Origin of the sequence: Wolbachia endosymbiont (group A) of Cephus spinipes (genome assembly GCF_964026895.1) — a bacterium.
In the GTDB taxonomy this organism is placed as follows: Bacteria; Pseudomonadota; Alphaproteobacteria; order Rickettsiales; family Anaplasmataceae; genus Wolbachia; species Wolbachia pipientis.
This window is the reverse complement of record NZ_OZ034713.1, coordinates 281,711-300,895: the sequence shown is the minus strand read 5'-3', so window position 1 is coordinate 300,895 and position 19,185 is coordinate 281,711. Positions and strand designations below refer to the sequence as shown.

Genomic DNA, 19,185 nt, shown 5'->3' with positions numbered 1-19,185 from the left:
ATTATTCAAGCTCCACTTTAGTTGCTCCTGCTTCAATAAGTTTTTGCTTGATTTTTTCTGCTTCGTCTTTAGGAACATTAGCAGTCAAATCTTTAGGTAAAGATTCAACCAACTCTTTTGCTTCTTTTAAACCCAATGTAGAATTAACCTCTCTCACAGCTTTAATAACTCCTATTTTTTTACTCGCATCAATTTCTTTAATCACAACTTTATATTCAACTTTCTCTTGAGCAGCAGGAGCAGCAGCATTATCGCCAACAGGCGCCCCAGCACCAACAGCTCCACCAAGAAAAGAACCAGCAGGCAACCCTATTTTCTCTTCTAGAACTTTTACAAGTTCAGAAGCCTCTAATAGATTTAAAGATAATATTTTATCAACCAAATCACTTGTTACATTACTCATAATTACCACCTTACTTAACAATAAATTTATTTTTTAGAACTATAATAATCCAAAACTCTCATAAGCCTCATAGAAGATGAATTAATAGACAACGCCAATCGAGCAGGAATATCATAAGATATTAAACGCATAATTTTAACACGCAATTCATCCAGAGAAGGCAACTTAGCCAGTTTATTAACATCTTCCACTGTTAACAATTCATTTAAATGAGCCGCGCAAATCACAGACATTTTTTCTTTGTTAGCATTAGCAAAATCAACTATTAACTTTGCAGCTTCTACTATGCCACTAGAGTATATAATAGCAACAGGACCAGAAAATTTGCCTGATAAATAAGAAAATTTGCCAGTCCTTTCCAAAGCCAAGCGAGCCAGAGTATTTTTAACTACTAATACCCCACCTGTTATAGACTTCAGGTTATTCCTCAGGATTAATGAATCATTAGCATTTATAGATTTAAAATTTACTAATATTAAGAAATCATTATTTACAAATACGTTTATTGTGTTCTGTATAAATTCATCCTTATTTTTACGCTTCACGGTATCGCTCCCTTAAATTATATCTTCCACTTTGCTTATCTTATAAGCTTTACCCATAGTTGAATTTAAAAAAACACCCTTAAAGTAAACTCCTTTCACAGAAATAGGTTTATTATCTTTAATTACTTTAAGAAAGGCTTTTAAATTTTCTAGCAAGTCATCAATATCAAATTTAATATTTCCTAATTTACCATGAATAACACCATTTTTATCTGTTCTAAATTTTATCTGACCAGACTTAATGGTTTTAATAGCTTCTGCAATGTTAGAAGTCACAGTACCAAATTTAGGGTTAGGCATCAGCCCTTTAGCACCCAATACTTTTGCAATAGGAGTGATTTTTGCCATAAAATCAGGAGTAGTAATGCACCAATCAACATCTAATTTTCTACCTTTTTTTATTTCTTCAACTAAATCCTCTCCTCCTGCAATATCAGCACCAGCTTTTTCAGCTTCTAATAAATGTTTATCTTGAGCGAAAACAGCTACTTTAATATTCTTCCCGATACCTTTAGGCAAAACTACTGTACCACGCACCTGCTCTTCAGATTTACATGAATCTACGCCTAGATTGACCGCAACATCAACTGATTCATTAAATTTTGCTGAAGCAGACTCAACAATCTTCTCCAAACACTGCTTAGGATTACCATTATATGTATTCATTTACCTAACCTTCCACAACTTCTATACCCATAGATTTTGCAGTGCCTACAACCATTTTCACTGCTGAATCTTCATTATCCACTTTCATATCAACCATCTTGCACTTTGCCACTTTAATTATAGCAGACATAGGTAATTTAGCCACTAATTCTTTACCAGGATTACCAGAACCTTTACTTAATTTAGCTTCCTGCTTAAGTAAATAAGCCACAGGAGGACCGCTGACAGTAAAATCATGAGAGCGATCATCCTTTATGGAAATTCGCACTGTTACTAAATCACCTACTTTATAATTAGCGTTAGCAGCGCTAGTAACTTTATTAAAAGCTTCACAAAACTTAGGAACAGGTATACCACGCGGACCAAGTACTGAAGCAATTTTTGGTCCTGGAACTGCTTTTCCAGCTTCCATAAGTAAGTTAATCTTAGCAACTACAACACTCATAATTAATCCTCTATTTTCTCTACTTGAGCCAGATCAAGCTCTATTATTGTCGGCTTACCTAAAATCGATACTTCCACATTAATAATTTTTTTCTCATCGTTTACCATATTTACCTTACCAGTAAAATTTTGAAAAAGACCATCATTAATTTTCACTTTTTCACCTTTTTCATAACCATAACCTAACTTCTTTGTCTCTTGAGCATTATAAAGTGCATTACACATTGAGTGAATCTCATCATCCAAAATTACCTTTGGAATATTACCATTTTTCAAAAATCCATAAACCTTAAGAGATTTTGGTATATTATTGATAAAATTCAATACTTCATCGCATAAATTCACGTATAAAAAGACATAACCAGGAAAGCATTTCCTTCGTGTAGCAATTTTCTTAGATTTTAACTCTATTTCACTTAGCTCTTCATATGGAATAAAAACTTCCTTAAAGTAATCATTAACACCCAATCTCATAGAATTTTCCAATATATGTTGGCGCACTTTCTCTTCACAATTGGAAGCAACTCTCAAGATATACCATTTATATCTATTAAATTCTTTACACTTTAAACTTATCTCATCATCTGAAATCATCTCAAAATCACCAGATTCGCCACTACAGAATCCAGGCGTTTGATTCAAAATATTTTTGCTTTCATCACACAGATGCATATATACATACACTTCACATAACTCTTTTATATCAGACTTTGAATTACATACCGTTTGATAAGGAATAAACACTTCCTTAAAATAAACAGCATTACTTACCAATTCGCGTATGTTTTGCTCATATCCATAATCAACTTTAATGATATACCATTTATATTCACATTCCATAAATAATTCCAAATAAAGCCTTAATTACGTAAAGAGACATAAAATCCACAAAACAGAAGAAAATCGAAAAGCATAATATAACAATCATTACAACAAATAGAGATGACAACACCTCCTGTTTCTTTACCCAAGCAATTCTTCGTATTTCTTGCTTTATATCACAGAAAAAACCACACAAACTTTTTAACATTTCCACCACAACATTAATGCAGGAGCGATAGGAATTGAACCTACAACCTCTGGTTTTGGAGACCAGCGCTCTACCAATTGAGCTACACTCCTATAACTCAAACTCTCACTCCAAAATTTCAGAAACAACACCAGAACCAACAGTTCTACCGCCTTCTCTTATCGCAAAACGCAATCCCTTATCCATTGCTATCGGTACTTGCAATTCTACTTCTACACTCACATTATCTCCTGGCATTACCATCTCCTTCCCATCTAGCAATTTTATGCTCCCAGTTACATCCGTTGTCCTTAAATAAAACTGTGGCTGGTAATTCGCAAAAAATGGTGTATGCCTTCCTCCTTCCTCTTTCTTTAATATATAAACCTCCGCCTTAAACTTTCTATGCGGTGTTATCGTCCCCGGTTTCGCTAATACTTGCCCTCTCTCCACTTCTTCTCTTTTTGTTCCTCTTAACAATATTCCTACATTGAGTCCTGCACTTCCCTTATCCAGCAACTTCTTAAACATCTCAACACCTGTGCATATCGTCTTTTGCGTCGCTTTCAGACCTATTATCTCTATCTCTTCTCCCGTCTTTATCTCTCCCTTCTCTATTCTTCCTGTTACCACTGTTCCTCGCCCCGATATCGAAAATACATCTTCGATTGGCAATAAAAATGGTAAATCCACAGGCCTTGGTGGAACCGCTACATATTCATCTAACTTTTCCATCAATTTGTCTATTGATTTCTTTCCATATTCGCTGCTGTCATCCTCCAGCGCCTTGAGCGCTGAACCAACCACCACAGGCACTTCATCCCCTGGAAATCCGTATTTACTCAGTAATTCCCTCACTTCCATTTCTACTAAATCTATCATATCAGCATCAGCAACATCAGCTTTATTTATATACACCACGATATATCCAACACCTACCTGCTTCGCCAGCAATATATGCTCTCTCGTTTGTGGCATTGGCCCATCAACCCCCGACACTACCAATATCGCCGCATCCATCTGTGCTGCACCTACTATCATGTTCTTTACATAGTCAGCGTGTCCAGGACAATCAACGTGTGCATAATGCCTTTTTTCCGTCTGATACTCAACATGCGCTGTTGCTATCGTTATCCCCCTCTTCCTTTCTTCTGGCGCTTTATCTATCTGATCGTACGCTACAAAATTTCCATAATGCTTCGTTATCGCCGCTGTTAACGTCGTCTTCCCATGATCCACATGTCCTATTGTTCCCACATTTACATGCGGCTTTCCAAATGCTTCCACTATTGCTGTCATAATTATTACCCTTAATTATACTCTAACTTTAACTCATCAACCACATATTGTGGCACTTGCTCATAACAAGAAAAATGCATACTATACTGCGCCCTTCCCTGAGACATAGAACGCAAAACGTTGATATAACCAAACATATTTGCAAGAGGTACCGAAGCAGTAATTATTTTACTATTATTACCTAAATCGAGCATATCAGCAACATTTCCTCTTCTACTATTTATATCACCCATAACATCACCCATATATTCTTCAGGAGTAATGATTTCAACTTTCATTATAGGCTCCAGCATTTTTGGACCAGCTTTATTTGCCATCTCTTTAAAAGCACCTTTAGCAGCAAGTTCAAAAGCTAAAGGACTAGAATCAACCTCATGAAAAGCACCATCAAGAAGGGTAGCCTTAAAATCAATCAACGGAAATCCCGAAATTACACCACCTTCTTTTATCAACTCCAAGCCATTTTCTACCCCAGGAATATACTCTTTTGGAATAGCACCACCTACAATTTTACTTTCAAATTGAAACCCAGAACCAGGCTCAAGAGGTTCAAATTTTATTTTAACCTTAGCAAACTGACCAGCTCCACCAGATTGTTTTTTATGAATGTAATCAATTTCAACAGATTTAGTGATAGTTTCACGATATGCAACCTGAGGAGCACCGACGTTAGCCTCAACGTTAAATTCGCGCTTCATTCTATCAACAATAATCTCAAGATGGAGCTCACCCATGCCTTTCAATATAGTCTGGCCACTTTCCGCATTTACTGACATTCTCAAAGAAGGATCTTCTGCAACCAACCTATTTAGAGCAATACCTAATTTTTCCTGATCTGAAGTGGTTTTAGGTTCCACAGCAATTTCAATAACAGGCTCAGGAAATTCCATACGCTCCAATAATATAGGAAAATCAACAGAACATAAAGTATCTCCGGTGGTTGTTTTCTTTAGCCCAACTAAAGCAACTATATCTCCAGCCCTAGCCTCAGTTATATCTTCTCGGTTATTTGCATGCATAAGTAACATTCTGCCAATCCCTTCAGTTTCGTTTTTTAACGCATTTGAAACGGTAGATTTAGACTTTAATTTACCAGAATAAATACGGATAAACGTCAAGCTGCCTACAAATTTATCCGTCATCACTTTAAATGCAAGAGCAACAAATTTCTCTTTTTCTGAAGGTTTGACCTCAATTTTCTTTTCTGAATCTTTAGGATCAATTCCAACAATTACATCAACATCAATAGGAGAAGGTAAAAAGTCAACTACACCATCTAAAAGTGGTTGTACGCCTTTATTTTTAAAAGCTGATCCACATAACACAGGAACAAATTTTCCTTTAATGGTCCCATTTCTCACGCATTTTTTCAGTAAATCCACTGGCAGATCATTAGACTCAAAGTAAGTATTCATCGCTTCATCATCCATCTCAGCTGCAGCATCTAATAAAAGATTTCGATATTCTTGAGCCTTATCAAGCAAATCAGAAGGAATATCTTCATAAGAAAATTTAGCGCCCAACGTTTCTTCTTGCCATATAATGGCTTTCATAGAAATAAGGTCAATTATACCTTTGAAATCTTTCTCACTCCCTATTGGTAAATGAATAACTAAAGGTGCTGCACCAAGCTTCGTCTTTATCATATCAACACATCGATAAAAATTTGCCCCTATTCTATCCATCTTATTAACAAAGCAGATACGAGGAACGCTATATTTATCAGCTTGACGCCACACTGTCTCAGATTGAGGTTCAACTCCAGCAACTCCATCAAATACAGCAACTGCACCATCCAAAACCCTTAAAGATCTCTCAACTTCAATAGTGAAATCAACGTGACCAGGAGTGTCTATTATATTGACCCTATGATCATTCCAAAAACATGTTGTTGCAGCAGATGTGATTGTAATACCACGCTCTTTTTCCTGCTCCATCCAATCCATAGAAGCTGCACCATCGTGCACTTCACCAATTCTATTTTGCTTACCAGTATAAAATAAAATACGCTCTGTTGTGGTAGTCTTACCAGCATCTATGTGAGCCATTATCCCTATATTTCTGTATTTAGATATTCCAATTTCCATATCACAATTAATTAGCTAACATTAAAAACGAAGATGAGAAAATGCCTTATTAGCTTCAGCCATTTTATATTTTTCTTCGCACATCTTAAACGCACCACCGCGTTTATTATAAGCATCCAGTATTTCAGATTGCAAACAATCAACAGTGGTTTTTCCACTCTTTTTTCGAGCAGCAGAAGTTGCTTTAGCAATCCACCTTAACGCTAAAGAAACCGCTCTATCTTGTCGAACTTCAACAGGTACTTGATAAGTTGCACCACCAATGCGTCGAGAACGCACTTCTATAGAAGGAGTAACATTTCCTACTGCTGTCTCAAAAATTGATAACCCACCTTCGCCTATTTTCTTTTCAGCTAAAGACAAAGCGTCATAGATAATCTTTTCTGCAGTAGATTTTTTACCACATTTCATGATTGTATTAATGAAACGCATCAGCAAAACACTGCCGTAACGCGAATCAGGACTTATTTCTCTTTTTTTTGCTTTATTCCGACGAGCCATAAACTTTAACCAGATTTCTTTACACCATATTTTGAACGAGCTTTCTTTCGATTTTGCACACCACGCAGATCAAGGGCACCTCTTATTATGTGATAACGCACACCTGGCAAATCTTTAACCCGCCCACCACGTATCAAAACAACAGAGTGTTCTTGTAAATTATGACCTTCACCAGGTATATAAGCCGTCACTTCACCATACCCACTAATTTTTACTCTGGCTACTTTACGGAGTGCTGAGTTAGGCTTTCTAGGAGTTGTAGTATACACCTTAGTGCAAACACCTCTCCTTTGAGGGTTGCTTTCTCCCAAAGCTGGTACCTTTTTCTTATGGGTCAATCCTAATCTACCCTTACGTATTAATTGATTTATCGTAGGCATATGTTATAAACTCAAGCTCATTAAAATAACTAAGTTTTTAGTTATAAAATAATAAACCTCAATAGTCAATATAAAAATAAACATTACTACTCTAATAATTAAGCTCAACTGCCTTGAAAGCCATCAGTAGACTTCTTGCACTACCTCCCAAGCCACAACTGTCATTCAGTAGAAACGAAAAAACTTACTTGACACCCTTCGCCAGCCCCATTATCATGGTACTGAAGGTATTCATTTATCTTCAATCTGTGCAGATTAAATGACAACAGTATTACGTAATTGGCGTCTTATTTTTAATTTTTTGCACTATGCACACTTTACGTCTTCACAACATTTCTGGGTTTTTACCTATATAAGCTGAAACGCGCTTATAAAGCGTTTAAGACAGTATAGTACGCCAATTTGCAGGATTAGAGAGTGACAACTAGCTAATACGGGATATCTTTTGCCTTTTTTTCTGCTTAGTAAATTTCTTAAACATTTAAACTAAGGTGAGTTGCATTTAAAAGCAGCTAAATTGCAGTGTTTAAGACTTAAAAAACGCCAATACTGAAAATAGACAATGACTAGGGCTTCTTTTGCCTTTTTTTTTGCTTGGTAAATTTCTTAATATTTATGGCAACATGAACTGAGCAGGAAGGTGTCATTCCAGTGCTTGACACTGGAATCCAGTTTTCCATATAATCTCATCGAAAATGTTGTAACCACTTTCTGTGCTAGTTTGCTTGCTTACAAGCAAACTTTTCTGGATCTCAGTGTCTGGGCACTGGGATGACAGGGGAGGGAGGCTACTTGGATGACACCATTCTTTTTCCTGGATCCAAGTAGTCAGGGCACTGGGATGACAGGAGAAGGTACTAGGATGACACCCTGACCTCGTCGTCCCGCTACGTGTTAGCGGAATCTAGAGATACCGTGACGGTATGACGTAAAGCTCGCATTAGCTATACTTTTATGCTCACCAACTTAGCTGGATCCAAGTAGTCAAGCTACTTGGATCTGCAAATTGCAATGTTCGTACAGCTGCGTGCTTGACACTGGGATTTAGCGCAGCTACCCTAAACTGGAAGCTCATCTTGCTATTTTTGGCTGAAAGAAACATATTTTTAGAATAATGAAAACAATCAGCACTTTAATTCAAGAAGGATCGGAGTTATTATCGTCACATAAAGTTGAATCACCACATTTAGATTGTGAAATCATCATGCAGCACGTACTTGGAGTGGAAAGATCATTTATAATTGTGAACCATGCTGATCAAGTGCCGATGGAGAAAGAACTTTTATTTTGGAAATTAACAAAAAAAAGAGCGGAAAGATATCCAATATCGCAAATAATAGGTAATCGTGAATTCTGGAGTAAAAATTTTATAGTTAACCAGCATGTTTTAGATCCAAGGCCAGATAGTGAAACAATAATCCTAGCAGTGTTAAAATATTACCCAAACAAAAAACAGAAACTAAAAATTGCAGATTTTGGTACAGGCACAGGTTGTTTATTGATATCCGTACTTAGTGAGTATGAATATGCTGTTGGCGTCGGTTTTGAAAAAAGCTTGGAAGCATATAAAGTTGCCTATCAGAACACAAAAAAACATGATCTTCTCAGCAGAGCCAAAATATTTCCAAGTTCGTGGACAGAGTGCAGAGGTTCATTCGATCTTATAATCAGTAATCCTCCATATATTAAAAGAAGCAAATTGAAAGACTTGCAAGCTGAAGTGCAAAAGGAACCAAGAATTGCCCTTGATGGTGGTATTGATGGTTTGAGCTGTTATTTGAGCATTTTTCCAATATTGAGAAAGTGCCTTAAAAAAAATGGGTTTGCGATATTGGAGATAGGTGAAGATCAAAGCAATATTGACAAAATAATCCCCTCATACGAATTAGCTTTTCAGGAATATGTATATGACTTAGCGGGAATGAAGAGATGCATTGTTGTGAAAAGAACATAGCTAATGTTTTTTTGCCTTCATCCCATATTATCCTATATCATCCCAGTACCCTCTACCTAGTCATCCAAGTAGCGTGACTACTTGGATCTATATTTAACTAGATCCTATGGTCAAGCCATAGGACGACAGGAACGGTTTTATGCATTTTTTAAAGGGCAACATGTTTAAGCTTTGCTGGCAAAATGGAAAGTAAGACCAGCCTCTATACCGTGTGTGTGAAATAGTTGATTACCTATATTTATTTCCTCAGTTACTTTGCTACCTGAGCTAGGATTAAGCTTCTTTTTTTTATCATTATTAGGGTCGTCTACCACTTGTCCTAACCTTTTTGCTGTAAGCTTAATATCGCTACCAATAGCACCAAAACCTCTATATCCGATATGCATATTTACATCTTCGTTTATGCGATAGTCAAAGCCAGCTTTTAATTGACCTGCGGGTCTTATTGACGGTTTTTCAAACATCGTCATTCTTGTTGCACCGATCCCAATACCAACGTAAGGAGAAAAAGAGAAACGGTCACTTTTCCAATGATGATAAACATTTGCCATTACAGATATGTTCTCAATTTGGTCATGACTAACTGCAGCACTATAGAGATAAGTTTCTTTATTAGGATCCTCACCAGTCTCCTTTAGGTATGAAACAGTTATTTGGCTACTTGTTAAACCAATATTATCCACTTTTACAGAAGAATACATCCCTTCCAATTCAGCCCTATAGCTGTTGTTACCCAATTCTCCTGTGTAACCAAATGCCACATTTGCAGCAAAAGGTGGATTATAATCTCCTTTATACTCACTTAGTGACTGACCTTCTGTGTTCTGAGCACCCCTGTCATTTATAGACAAATTTTTGATACCTGTAGTGCTTGTTTTTAGTACGCTTGTGTTATTTAAATATTGACCGTAATACCTACTACCAAAGTAAAACCCTTCTGTTTCACTTGCAAAAGATTGTTGTGACAACAATAAAGCAAATGCTGTAACTGCTAATGTTTTTTTACTAATCATTACTACTCCCCTAGTTAAAATAGCTAATCTAATACTAATTAATTAAAAATGGCTTAATATGAAAAAGCTAATTATTTGCATAACTTGCACTTTTCTGAGCTAAAAATAGGCAAAGTTAACCTTACTTCTCGTCATTTTTTAATTTATCCTCATCTTCAAATTCATCCTCCTCTTCTTCGTCATCAAACCCATCATCGCTCCTATCCTCATCTTCCTCGTCATCATCTTCAAACTTATCGTCGATATCTTCATCATCAATATCTTCGTCTGCAAATTCATCTGATTCATCATATACTGCATCTTCGGTTTTAGTTTCAGCAGGATAATCAACTGAATTAGGTCCCTCAAGAACATTATTCCCCTCGTTATTAACCTTATCTTTGCTCGCAGCGGCAGAAAGAACTTTGTTTGGGTCATATGGTTCTTGTGTAGGCACACGAGTTTGTTTGAGCAGCCTTCTTGTGAAGGTGGTATCACTGTAGTACAAAATTTTCTTTGATTTAATTGGGTAAGTCGACTCTATTAAAATTATCTGATCGTCACGTGGCAACATAATAACTTCTTGAGGCAATAGCAATGCTCTCTGTATTTCAGAGATATGTAATGACCTTGAAGCAGGATTTAAATCTAAAAATTTAGGCTTATTCAACGATTCTTGTTGTACAGTTTTGTTTCCTATAAGTTGCGATATTAAATTAGCTGTTTCAATATTATTGGCTGCAAAAGTTATTCTGTAAGTCGAGTTTGACAAAAAGGAGTTCATCCCTGCTTCTTCGTATATTCCTTTGAGCTGCTCAGTATCTTGAACAATTAAGAATAACCTAACTCGATAACCACGAAAATATGCAATACCTGTTTGAAATTGCTCCATTTTTCCAAGTGTAGGAAACTCATCCATTAAAAACAATACGCCATAAGGCTCGTCATCCGATGGCAATTTTCTACATAAAAACTCAGTTGCCTGTTGGTAAAAAACCTGCATTAAAGGCCTGAGCCTAGTCAAGTTGTCAGGAGTTAAACCAACATAAACTGTAATTTTCTTCTTTTTAAAATCTAGAATATTAAAATCACTTGACGCAGTTGCAGTATCAATCAATGGGTTTGCCCACAATTCAAGTGATGAGTTCATGGTTGATACAACACCTGACCTTTCTTTATCAGCTTTTTGTAAAAAAGCTGCAATATTCATATATGCTACAGGGTGTAGTATTTTACCCATTGTATCAAGAGCAACAGCAAGATTATAAACCACGTCATCACTACGCATCGTACGCACAACTTCACCAAAAGATTTAACTTTCTCTGGTGCAGCAAGTAAGTATAATACCACTCCAACAAATAAGCTTCTTGCTTCATTCTGCCAAAAGTCTTGTTCAGGCATGATTAGGTTAGCTATTTTCTGCACATCGTCAACCATCTGCCCAGGTTTTTCACTAATCCATTGTAATGGATTGTAACAGTGACTTATTCCATCTGGCTGCGCTGGATTCCATACGTATACTTTTTGTCCTTGTCGTTCTCGCCAACCACTTGTTATTTCATAGTTTTCTAATTTTATGTCGTGTACAATTACCGAGTCAGTCCAAAATAATAAATTAGGAATTACAAAGCCAACACCCTTACCAGAACCTGTAGGTGCAAATAACAATGCATGCTGAAACCCATCAGAAATGAAGTATCCTCTTTTATCTTTACCAAGCAATAATCCCTTTTTGCTTCTTAATCCTGCTTTTCGTATGTCTTTCTCTGATGCCCACTGCGAATCTCCATGAAGTGATTCCTTCTTTTTAAATGGTCGCCACTCAATTATCCTTTCTCTTAAATTCCATAAGATAATCATTAAAACAATGATAGGCAGTGCAGAAGATATAATTAATGTGATTTTGAGCTCAAGGCTATATAACTCTGGATGATGCCAACAATATTGTATATGATCAAAAATCGTTGGCCAAAGAGCTTGAGGGAAAGGCGTCAAACTAGGATTAATTGCCTTAAAATCCACAGCATCCGGACCATCAGCAAACAGAACAAACAATATACCAGATAGATAGAAGCAAAACTCAAGTACGCTAAAAGCTACTACACCTCCTATGAGAATATTACGTAGGTGATTTCCATTACTCATAAACTACTCTTCCTTAACTTATGTATAAATTTAAGCATTTTCGCTCGCAGATCTAGTAAATAATATCTCAGAAATGCTTCTTTTGCCCCCACCGGTTCTTTTTAGCTGAATAACAATATCAATCACATTTCTAATGTATGGTATAATTTGGTCTGGAGGAATGCCAAGGTTTGCTTGCATAACCATCAGTTTTATTTGCTCAAGGGCCATTGTTGGACTATCCGCATGAAGGGTTGATATTGATCCAGGGTGACCAGTATTTATCGCCCTAAGAAAACTAAAAGCTTCCGCTCCACGGAGCTCACCAACTATTATTCTGTCTGGCCTTAAACGTAAGCACGCTTCTATCAAATCTTGAGTGGTTACTTTTGCTCTGCCCTGCCCTCCTTTAGAGGCAATTAGATGGACTTTATTGGGATGATCGTTCAAAACGATTTCCCTTGCATCCTCAACAGTAATAATTCTTTCCTCATCTGGAATAGCACGCAAAGTAGCATTAGTAAAAGTAGTCTTACCAGTGGAAGTTCCACCACTAATTATAATATTTTTCTTACTTATTACAGCGTATTCTAAAAACTCTTTTATTTTTTTTTGCCTTAACAGTAAATCCAAATGACGGTCAACTGGATTATCAGTTGCTTCTGTAACAGTTTCAGAAAAAGCCCCCATTTTTTCGTAATCATCGAGTGCTAATTGCATGCTAGAAGGCTTACGAATCGACATGACTACTTTATCAGGCTCACATGCTGGCGGAAATACTATCTGTATACGATAACCATTTGGTAATGTTGCCGAAAGTAACGGCGCTTCTTCGCTAAGCTTTTGTTCTGTAGCTTGAGCAATCAGTCTGCCAAGAGATTTCAAATGGTTAAGATCGAATATTTCTAATTTTTCACACCTTACTTCACCACGATTTTCAATCCATACTTCCTTTGGCTTATTTATTGATATTTCATTTACGCCTTCTTCTTGAAATATGCCCTGTAATGGCTCCAAATATGTATCAAGTGCAGCATAGTTCATTTCATTGATTTAATATTGCCTGTGGAGGAAATACTATATCTTGGTTAACAAATACTTTCAATGCAGTGCCTTGATCAACATAAATAGTTGGTTTTTTATCTGTATATCTGCCCACTATATCTCGCATGTCTTTAGAAAAATCATTGATTGATTTCCCGATTGCTTCATCATAAACAGATTTGCTTCTTTTCTGAGTTTGCCTCAACAGTTGACGTACATCGTCTAAAGTTATACCGATATTGTCACTAGTAATTGCATCAACTCCACTAGCTCCAGAACTTTTTATCACACTTACTATTTCTTCCTTTATTATTCTCAGTAAATCCTGATCACTTTTAGCATTCCGAATTTTTTCAATAGCCCTAAGACCCAATTTCCATTTTTCGTCTCCTACCTTCCCAACTTCAGTTTTTATAGCATCCTCCAATCTCTCAACAATAGCCCCTTTGAGAGAAGAAATATCTATTTCAGTTGCAGTAATAGACTTCACTGCATCCATGGCAGTTAGCGCATCGATAAGATTAGAAGCCTTTTGCCCTATAACAGCCGAACTAATTGAAACACCAGCAAGTGCCACTGAAGAGAATAACGCACTTACTATTTTATTATCAACTATTCCCGCTATCCCTGCTCTACCAAGCTCGTCAGTACTAAGTGATGAGATGGCAACATCTATTCCATGTGGCAGAATCACTCTATTCCAGTTTATATTTACACGAGATTTAGCAACATTCGAGTCAAATGAATAACTACCTATCAATCTTGAGCCTTTAGGTATTAAAACTGTATCACCAGTTTCTGCATAAACATCTCTACTCACCATAGCACGCAGCATTCCTTGCAGATCAGAATTTATTGCAGTTTCAAGAACAGCATCAATAATTTTACCTTGAGTAATCATTAAACCAAGCTTTCCTACTCTGGTAGCTTTGCTCGACTGTGCTGAAGTGTCGGATAAAATAGCATCAGCAGCCTTGTTCTCTCCACTACTACCTGAAATTGTTAACATTTGTGCACTACGTCTGTCTCTAGGATAACCTCCGCCCCCTATTGTAGGAAACGAGGTAGGTAAATTGCTAATAACATTACTAGAAGGAAAATTTGGCTTTGGCAAAATAGGTATATTTGACACAGGGGTTTCTTTTGGTTTCTCTTCTTCTTTTTTAATTTGTTTTATTTCTGGTACGATTTGTGGTGTAGGAAGAGGAGGTAAGGGTGGTAAGGAATCGGTTATTATTCTTTCTGGAACTATTACATTATCTGGAACTTGTTCCAACTTTCCTTTAAATTCTTGAACGTTTTGCTTTGTTTCCTCTTTTTTAATAACTTCTGAATCCTCTTTATGAGAAGGACTAAAATAGAAATAATACACTACACCAACCAGAAGCACTAAAATCATAACCATCAATGCCCTATGACCTTGATTAGAGCCAACTGTTACTACCTTGTTCTCTATTTCTGACTCATCTTCTGAATTGTTACGCCTTTCTTTATTCATATTGCATGTACCACAGCTAAAGTGACCTATTTATAATTTCAACTTCATCATCTTCATAACGCATAAATAGCTTTTTATGTACCCCTTTTATTATAACATAATCATCAAATAACAGCCTTTTACAAGGTTTATCCTCCCCTTCTACAAAAATCTGAGGTATTTTATTATTATTTCTAAATTTTAAATAGGTTAAATAACCATCATCAAATAACTCAATCGGAACTATATCCGCATTACCACCTTCATCAATATATGTATAATTATACTTCGTATCATTTTCTTGTATTATTTTTTCTAGCTTGTCTGTAGTATACTGCATTTGAGTAGGTAAAGAAACCTCATCTAAATCAACATCAAATTCACCTTCTTCTTGAGGATAATAAAAACGTACTACGTAAGATATATCCTTTTCAGCAGAATAATCGTGATCCACTTTCTTAGCATTAGTGTCCAGGTATTTATCGTAGTTTGGCCTTGAGATTAAATCAAAAATGTAATTTCTTTTTTTAGTTGTCGTAATAATCATGTTAGTGCGGCTACTAACTTCAAATGGCATGATAAGCAATTTATTGTCATAAGGATTAATTTTCCAACTTGATGCATCACCAACAGCGATATTTTTAACTTTTTCTCCTTCCGCAAATTCAATATAAGAATAGTAACCCTGACTAAAAACCACCGTAAATACTTCATTAGGGCTATACACAAAAGTCTTTATTCTACTATCTACAGAAATAGGTTCATTATAATTAATGGATGCGTTTAAATTGCTACTTACAAGTAAAACTAAAACTAATAATATCCTATACATATTCATCATCTACTCTATATGAAATAACTTGAAACCCTAATGGGTTAATATATCTTTGCTGATCATTCATTTCAAGCGATGCATATCTATATGACATAATAACTATCTTATTTTTTCTTGTGGAACTTCCATCTTTCCGTATAAATTCCACAAAAAACCTCACCTGAAGAGCATCGTTACCCAATTTTTGAATCGAGCGAATTTTAAATTCATTTTTGGTATCTGAATATAAATTAAAAAGATCATCCATATTCTGCGATCCTATATAATTTCTAAATTCATTATACACATTAGATGAGGAAAACAACCTCACCTTTGTATAATAGTTATAATTATAATGATATGGATCAAAAACCTCCCTTGCTTTTATATACTCTGAAATAAAATAATCGTTCAGCGCTTCATCTGCAGAATACTGCTTTACTGTGACAGGATCAACCAATTGCACTATTCCAGATTTCTTGTCAATTTCTATAACAAATGGCTCAATAGTGCTACTTGTGCTAATTTTAAATATGACTAATATGCTGATAGAGATCGTTGCTAATAATATTAACGCAAATAAAAGTAGAATATTCCTTTGAGCAATAACTGTGCTGTAGCGGTTTGAATTCCAATTTATATCCTTATCTAACGATTCAGTACTTTTCTCTCGCTTAAAAAATCTTAGCATTTTAATATTCTTAAAAATCTTAACTTGTGTTAATAAACATAGCAAATTAACAAAGTAGTTACAACAAAAAAGCTAAAAAACTCTTAACTTATGGCCTAGCTTACCAAACTTTGTCTCCATATATGAATCGTTATATTTATTACGTTCCACAATAAGTGGTAGACACTTTGTAACCTCTATACCACTACTTTCCAATTCTGACAATTTCCTATCATTGTTTGTAAGTAATTGGATTTTGTTAATGTTCAATTTCTTAAGCATTTTAGCTGCAACAACAAAACTCCTTTCATCATCTTCAAAACCCAATATTCTATTTGCATCAACAGTATCAAGGTTATGTTCTCTTTGCATACTGTATGCTCTTAACTTATTAGTTAAACCAATACCTCTTCCATCCTGCATCAAATACAATATAATACCACTTCCAAAGTCAGCTATCATTTGAATTGCTTGATGTAACTGACTTCTGCAATCGCATGATAAGCTATCTAACAAGTCACCCGTATAGCACGAAGAATGAATTCTCACTAATGGTTCGTCATCTTTATCTGGATTGCCAATGATAATTGCATGATGTTCTCTTCCACCACTTTCGGTTCTATAAGATATGATATTTACTTCTTGAGTCTGTTTTAAAAATAATGATGTTTTGCACACTTCATATACATCCTGATTTTCTTGAAAATTATTTATGAATGACGTGTCCAGTGCAATAACGTCATTTTTCTCGCACCAATTTCGCATTTCATGGTTATTCTCAAAAGTCATATCAGCCACTAACGCGTATGGCAATAATTCTGAGAACTTAAGCAAGGCAATAGCACATTCATCTATTGTCTTTGAGCATTGCAACTCTTTTATGCAATCTTCCTTTGAACAGTTTATTAAATAGAGCAGTTCATCAAAATTATTCACCAACAGACGTTTGCTGTTATGTTCTTTATTCTGAGATATGTATTTTACCTTACTTGAAGTTAAAGTAACATATACATTACTTGATGTAAGCTTGTATTGATTAAATAAATCTCTTTCTAAAGCCTCAGCAGCAGCAAACAATAGGTAATTACTTTCATCATATATTACAATTGGCCGACCGCGCCTGATTTCGCTGATAGCTCTTTCTACCTTATTGCTACTCTGATTTCCTATAAACATTTTTACCCATATTAAACAGCGATAAAAACTGGTGCGGCCGAGAAGACTTGAACTTCCAAGGCCTTATGAGCCACAGCGACCTCAACGCTGCGTGTCTACCAATTCCACCACGGCCGCACTATATTCTAGTTTTTATATAATTATTTTAAATTACTTAATCATTTTAGAATTTTTCATCTAGAGTGTCAATCTGATACTAGAATAATTTAGAAATTGTTTGTATAATTTGATTATGAATTTTGTGATTATAAATTTTAATCATTTAAGATAACCTTACTACTAATTTTTAACTTAGGTTTTTATACAAATGAATATAGCTAATATCTTTATTTTTTTAGCTCTCTCTCTTATAACTAGCTTTCATTTCGTCCATGCACAAATATTATACACATGGTCTCAAGTTATCCCAGAAAATAAACTAAGCATACGCACAATTACGGACAATGACATGTGTCCCATTGTTTATGTTGATGGCGAGGAAACAGAAATGCTGAATCGCAGCTCAATTAACAATGGTGATCATAACGAAACAGTTTGTGAACTGACAGTACAAACAAGTGCCAAAAACATTAGTATTGAGAATCTACGGGTTCCTATATTACCAAAAAAGGTTAATAAAATTGCTTTCATTGGTGACACGGGCTGTAGAATAAATATGTTATTTCAGCAGGAATGTAATTCGGTAGATAGCTGGCCTTTAAAAAAAAATTTAGATTCAATCGCCCTTCATAAACCAGATTTAATTATCCATGTTGGTGATTATCATTATAGACAAACAAAATGTAGAAATACAAAAAAGTGTGGCGATATTTATGGATACAATAAAGAAGTTTGGTACGCTGATTGGTTTGAGCCTGCAAAGGATATTTTATCACAATCCCCTTTCCTTTTTGTTCGTGGAAACCATGAGAGTTGTGATAGAGCTTATGAAGGATGGTTCAGGTATCTAGATTCATACCCCTTTTCGTCTGAAAAATGTGGAAACTTCGTTTCTAGTTGGTCCTTAGATGCTGGACCGATGAAATTTTTTATCTTCGACTCTTCATCCGGTGAGGATATTTTTACAACCCAAAGCACAATTGATGCTTTTGAGAGGCAATTTGATAAATTGATACAAAATAGTTCTGACAAGCCCATGTGGTTTTTAACTCATAAACCGCTTTGGAGATCTCCAAAAAAAGAATTTTTGACATTAAAAAGCCATGGTAATCTTACACAAATCGAAGCTTTTGGAGATAAATTTCCAAGCAATGTTACTACCATAGTTTCTGGCCACATTCATATAGCCCAGATTTTATTAATGGATAATGTTCCAGACCAAATTATAGTTGGAAACGGTGGTGCATCATTACACGCTCAAGATCAAGAATCTGTTTATCAAAATGTAGAATTTGACTATTTAAATGGTAAAAACTACTTAGCACACGAGGTTAGAAACTTTTTTGGCTTTGGCTTTGCAATACTAAATTTAGATGATCACGAATTTACCTTCTATAATCAACACAATAAGGAAATGTATTCTGCGAAGCTAACAGAAGATTTTAAACTTAAACGGATTAAAACTATAGTCGATTCATTTTAGGATTTGTTATTAGCTAT

General features: G+C 35.5%; 19 protein-coding genes and 2 tRNA genes. 2 read left to right on the top strand and 19 right to left on the bottom strand.

The genetic code is table 11. The features are described 5' to 3' along the window. Nucleotide 1: 1 nt before the first annotated feature. The 11 genes from rplL to rpsL form a co-directional block, all read right to left on the bottom strand. Nucleotides 2-403 (bottom strand): 50S ribosomal protein L7/L12, encoded by a 402-nt coding sequence (rplL, locus tag AAGD59_RS01470; RefSeq protein ID WP_015588768.1) that lies wholly within the window; start codon nt 401-403, stop codon nt 2-4. A gap of 26 nt (nt 404-429) precedes the next feature. Further along, on the bottom strand, nt 430-948 hold the full coding sequence (rplJ, locus tag AAGD59_RS01465) for a 50S ribosomal protein L10 (protein ID WP_015588767.1): 519 nt from the start codon (nt 946-948) through the stop codon (nt 430-432). A 12-nt stretch (nt 949-960) separates the two neighbouring features. Then, complete coding sequence (gene rplA / locus AAGD59_RS01460) at nt 961-1,614, bottom strand: 50S ribosomal protein L1 (protein ID WP_015588766.1); 654 nt, start codon at nt 1,612-1,614, stop codon at nt 961-963. A gap of 4 nt (nt 1,615-1,618) precedes the next feature. Next, nucleotides 1,619-2,059 (bottom strand): 50S ribosomal protein L11, encoded by a 441-nt coding sequence (locus AAGD59_RS01455; RefSeq protein WP_015588765.1) that lies wholly within the window; start codon nt 2,057-2,059, stop codon nt 1,619-1,621. A 2-nt stretch (nt 2,060-2,061) separates the two neighbouring features. After that, nucleotides 2,062-2,898, bottom strand: a complete 837-nt coding sequence (gene nusG, locus AAGD59_RS01450) for a transcription termination/antitermination protein NusG (RefSeq protein ID WP_015588764.1) — start codon at nt 2,896-2,898, stop codon at nt 2,062-2,064. Continuing rightward, nucleotides 2,888-3,088 carry a preprotein translocase subunit SecE gene (gene secE, locus AAGD59_RS01445; RefSeq protein WP_022626186.1) on the bottom strand — a complete coding sequence of 67 codons (201 nt, stop codon included), beginning with the start codon at nt 3,086-3,088 and terminating at the stop codon, nt 2,888-2,890. The genes nusG and secE overlap by 11 nt, the downstream gene beginning before the upstream one ends. A gap of 19 nt (nt 3,089-3,107) precedes the next feature. After that, a tRNA-Trp gene (locus tag AAGD59_RS01440) sits at nt 3,108-3,180 on the bottom strand. 13 nt (nt 3,181-3,193) lie between these two features. Continuing rightward, nucleotides 3,194-4,366, bottom strand: coding sequence for an elongation factor Tu (gene tuf / locus AAGD59_RS01435; RefSeq protein ID WP_010962759.1), 1,173 nt, complete (start codon nt 4,364-4,366; stop codon nt 3,194-3,196). An 11-nt stretch (nt 4,367-4,377) separates the two neighbouring features. After that, the gene (fusA, locus tag AAGD59_RS01430) at nt 4,378-6,453 is read right to left on the bottom strand and encodes an elongation factor G (protein ID WP_141456828.1); all 2,076 of its coding nucleotides are present in this window, start codon (nt 6,451-6,453) and stop codon (nt 4,378-4,380) included. A 21-nt stretch (nt 6,454-6,474) separates the two neighbouring features. Further along, nucleotides 6,475-6,954, bottom strand: a complete 480-nt coding sequence (gene rpsG, locus AAGD59_RS01425; protein WP_007549313.1) for a 30S ribosomal protein S7 — start codon at nt 6,952-6,954, stop codon at nt 6,475-6,477. Nucleotides 6,955-6,959: 5 nt separating this feature from the next. Then, on the bottom strand, nt 6,960-7,334 hold the full coding sequence (gene rpsL, locus AAGD59_RS01420) for a 30S ribosomal protein S12 (RefSeq protein WP_006279787.1): 375 nt from the start codon (nt 7,332-7,334) through the stop codon (nt 6,960-6,962). Between the two features lie 1,114 nt (nt 7,335-8,448). Here rpsL and prmC point away from each other — a divergent pair. Next, the gene (prmC, locus tag AAGD59_RS01415; RefSeq protein WP_010962305.1) at nt 8,449-9,288 is read left to right on the top strand and encodes a peptide chain release factor N(5)-glutamine methyltransferase; all 840 of its coding nucleotides are present in this window, start codon (nt 8,449-8,451) and stop codon (nt 9,286-9,288) included. A gap of 164 nt (nt 9,289-9,452) precedes the next feature. On the opposite strand, the gene AAGD59_RS01410 is transcribed toward prmC, so the two are convergent. The 8 genes from AAGD59_RS01410 to AAGD59_RS01375 all read right to left on the bottom strand — a co-directional run bounded on the left by AAGD59_RS01410 (nt 9,453) and on the right by AAGD59_RS01375 (nt 17,703). Beyond that, nucleotides 9,453-10,301, bottom strand: a complete 849-nt coding sequence (locus tag AAGD59_RS01410; RefSeq protein WP_141456832.1) for a P44/Msp2 family outer membrane protein — start codon at nt 10,299-10,301, stop codon at nt 9,453-9,455. 121 nt (nt 10,302-10,422) lie between these two features. After that, a complete protein-coding gene (locus AAGD59_RS01405; protein ID WP_077188467.1) occupies nt 10,423-12,426 on the bottom strand; it encodes a type IV secretory system conjugative DNA transfer family protein in 2,004 nt (667 codons plus the stop codon). A 30-nt stretch (nt 12,427-12,456) separates the two neighbouring features. After that, nucleotides 12,457-13,449: a P-type DNA transfer ATPase VirB11 gene (gene virB11 / locus AAGD59_RS01400; protein ID WP_141456834.1), complete on the bottom strand. Its 993-nt coding sequence runs from the start codon at nt 13,447-13,449 to the stop codon at nt 12,457-12,459. A 1-nt stretch (nt 13,450) separates the two neighbouring features. Next, nucleotides 13,451-14,947: a TrbI/VirB10 family protein gene (locus AAGD59_RS01395; RefSeq protein WP_015588759.1), complete on the bottom strand. Its 1,497-nt coding sequence runs from the start codon at nt 14,945-14,947 to the stop codon at nt 13,451-13,453. Nucleotides 14,948-14,963: 16 nt separating this feature from the next. After that, complete coding sequence (virB9, locus tag AAGD59_RS01390; RefSeq protein ID WP_015588758.1) at nt 14,964-15,764, bottom strand: P-type conjugative transfer protein VirB9; 801 nt, start codon at nt 15,762-15,764, stop codon at nt 14,964-14,966. Then, a complete protein-coding gene (locus AAGD59_RS01385; RefSeq protein WP_015588757.1) occupies nt 15,751-16,431 on the bottom strand; it encodes a virB8 family protein in 681 nt (226 codons plus the stop codon). The genes virB9 and AAGD59_RS01385 overlap by 14 nt, the downstream gene beginning before the upstream one ends. A 72-nt stretch (nt 16,432-16,503) precedes the next feature. Then, entirely contained in the window at nt 16,504-17,586 is a 1,083-nt protein-coding gene (locus AAGD59_RS01380; RefSeq protein WP_015588756.1) for a GTP cyclohydrolase II, read from the bottom strand. A 29-nt stretch (nt 17,587-17,615) separates the two neighbouring features. Beyond that, nucleotides 17,616-17,703: transfer RNA gene (locus AAGD59_RS01375), tRNA-Leu, on the bottom strand. 190 nt (nt 17,704-17,893) lie between these two features. Between AAGD59_RS01375 and AAGD59_RS01370 the strand changes: the two genes are divergently transcribed. After that, nucleotides 17,894-19,168, top strand: coding sequence for a metallophosphoesterase (locus AAGD59_RS01370; protein WP_341812937.1), 1,275 nt, complete (start codon nt 17,894-17,896; stop codon nt 19,166-19,168). Nucleotides 19,169-19,185: the final 17 nt, after the last annotated feature.

Excerpts from the sequence above, each read along its gene's own strand:
- virB11 (WP_141456834.1), bottom strand. The coding sequence starts at position 13,449 with ATGAACTATGCTGCACTTGATACATATTTGGAGCCATTACAGGGCATA.
- AAGD59_RS01410 (WP_141456832.1), bottom strand. The coding sequence starts at position 10,301 with ATGATTAGTAAAAAAACATTAGCAGTTACAGCATTTGCTTTATTGTTG.
- prmC (WP_010962305.1), top strand. The coding sequence starts at position 8,449 with ATGAAAACAATCAGCACTTTAATTCAAGAAGGATCGGAGTTATTATCG.
- AAGD59_RS01380 (WP_015588756.1), bottom strand. The coding sequence starts at position 17,586 with ATGTTTATAGGAAATCAGAGTAGCAATAAGGTAGAAAGAGCTATCAGC.
- tuf (WP_010962759.1), bottom strand. The coding sequence starts at position 4,366 with ATGACAGCAATAGTGGAAGCATTTGGAAAGCCGCATGTAAATGTGGGA.
- AAGD59_RS01395 (WP_015588759.1), bottom strand. The coding sequence starts at position 14,947 with ATGAATAAAGAAAGGCGTAACAATTCAGAAGATGAGTCAGAAATAGAG.
- AAGD59_RS01455 (WP_015588765.1), bottom strand. The coding sequence starts at position 2,059 with ATGAGTGTTGTAGTTGCTAAGATTAACTTACTTATGGAAGCTGGAAAA.
- secE (WP_022626186.1), bottom strand. The coding sequence starts at position 3,088 with ATGTTAAAAAGTTTGTGTGGTTTTTTCTGTGATATAAAGCAAGAAATA.
- virB9 (WP_015588758.1), bottom strand. The coding sequence starts at position 15,764 with ATGAATATGTATAGGATATTATTAGTTTTAGTTTTACTTGTAAGTAGC.
- rplA (WP_015588766.1), bottom strand. The coding sequence starts at position 1,614 with ATGAATACATATAATGGTAATCCTAAGCAGTGTTTGGAGAAGATTGTT.
- rplL (WP_015588768.1), bottom strand. The coding sequence starts at position 403 with ATGAGTAATGTAACAAGTGATTTGGTTGATAAAATATTATCTTTAAAT.
- rpsG (WP_007549313.1), bottom strand. The coding sequence starts at position 6,954 with ATGGCTCGTCGGAATAAAGCAAAAAAAAGAGAAATAAGTCCTGATTCG.
- nusG (WP_015588764.1), bottom strand. The coding sequence starts at position 2,898 with ATGGAATGTGAATATAAATGGTATATCATTAAAGTTGATTATGGATAT.
- AAGD59_RS01405 (WP_077188467.1), bottom strand. The coding sequence starts at position 12,426 with ATGAGTAATGGAAATCACCTACGTAATATTCTCATAGGAGGTGTAGTA.
- fusA (WP_141456828.1), bottom strand. The coding sequence starts at position 6,453 with ATGGAAATTGGAATATCTAAATACAGAAATATAGGGATAATGGCTCAC.
- AAGD59_RS01370 (WP_341812937.1), top strand. The coding sequence starts at position 17,894 with ATGAATATAGCTAATATCTTTATTTTTTTAGCTCTCTCTCTTATAACT.
- AAGD59_RS01385 (WP_015588757.1), bottom strand. The coding sequence starts at position 16,431 with ATGCTAAGATTTTTTAAGCGAGAGAAAAGTACTGAATCGTTAGATAAG.
- rpsL (WP_006279787.1), bottom strand. The coding sequence starts at position 7,334 with ATGCCTACGATAAATCAATTAATACGTAAGGGTAGATTAGGATTGACC.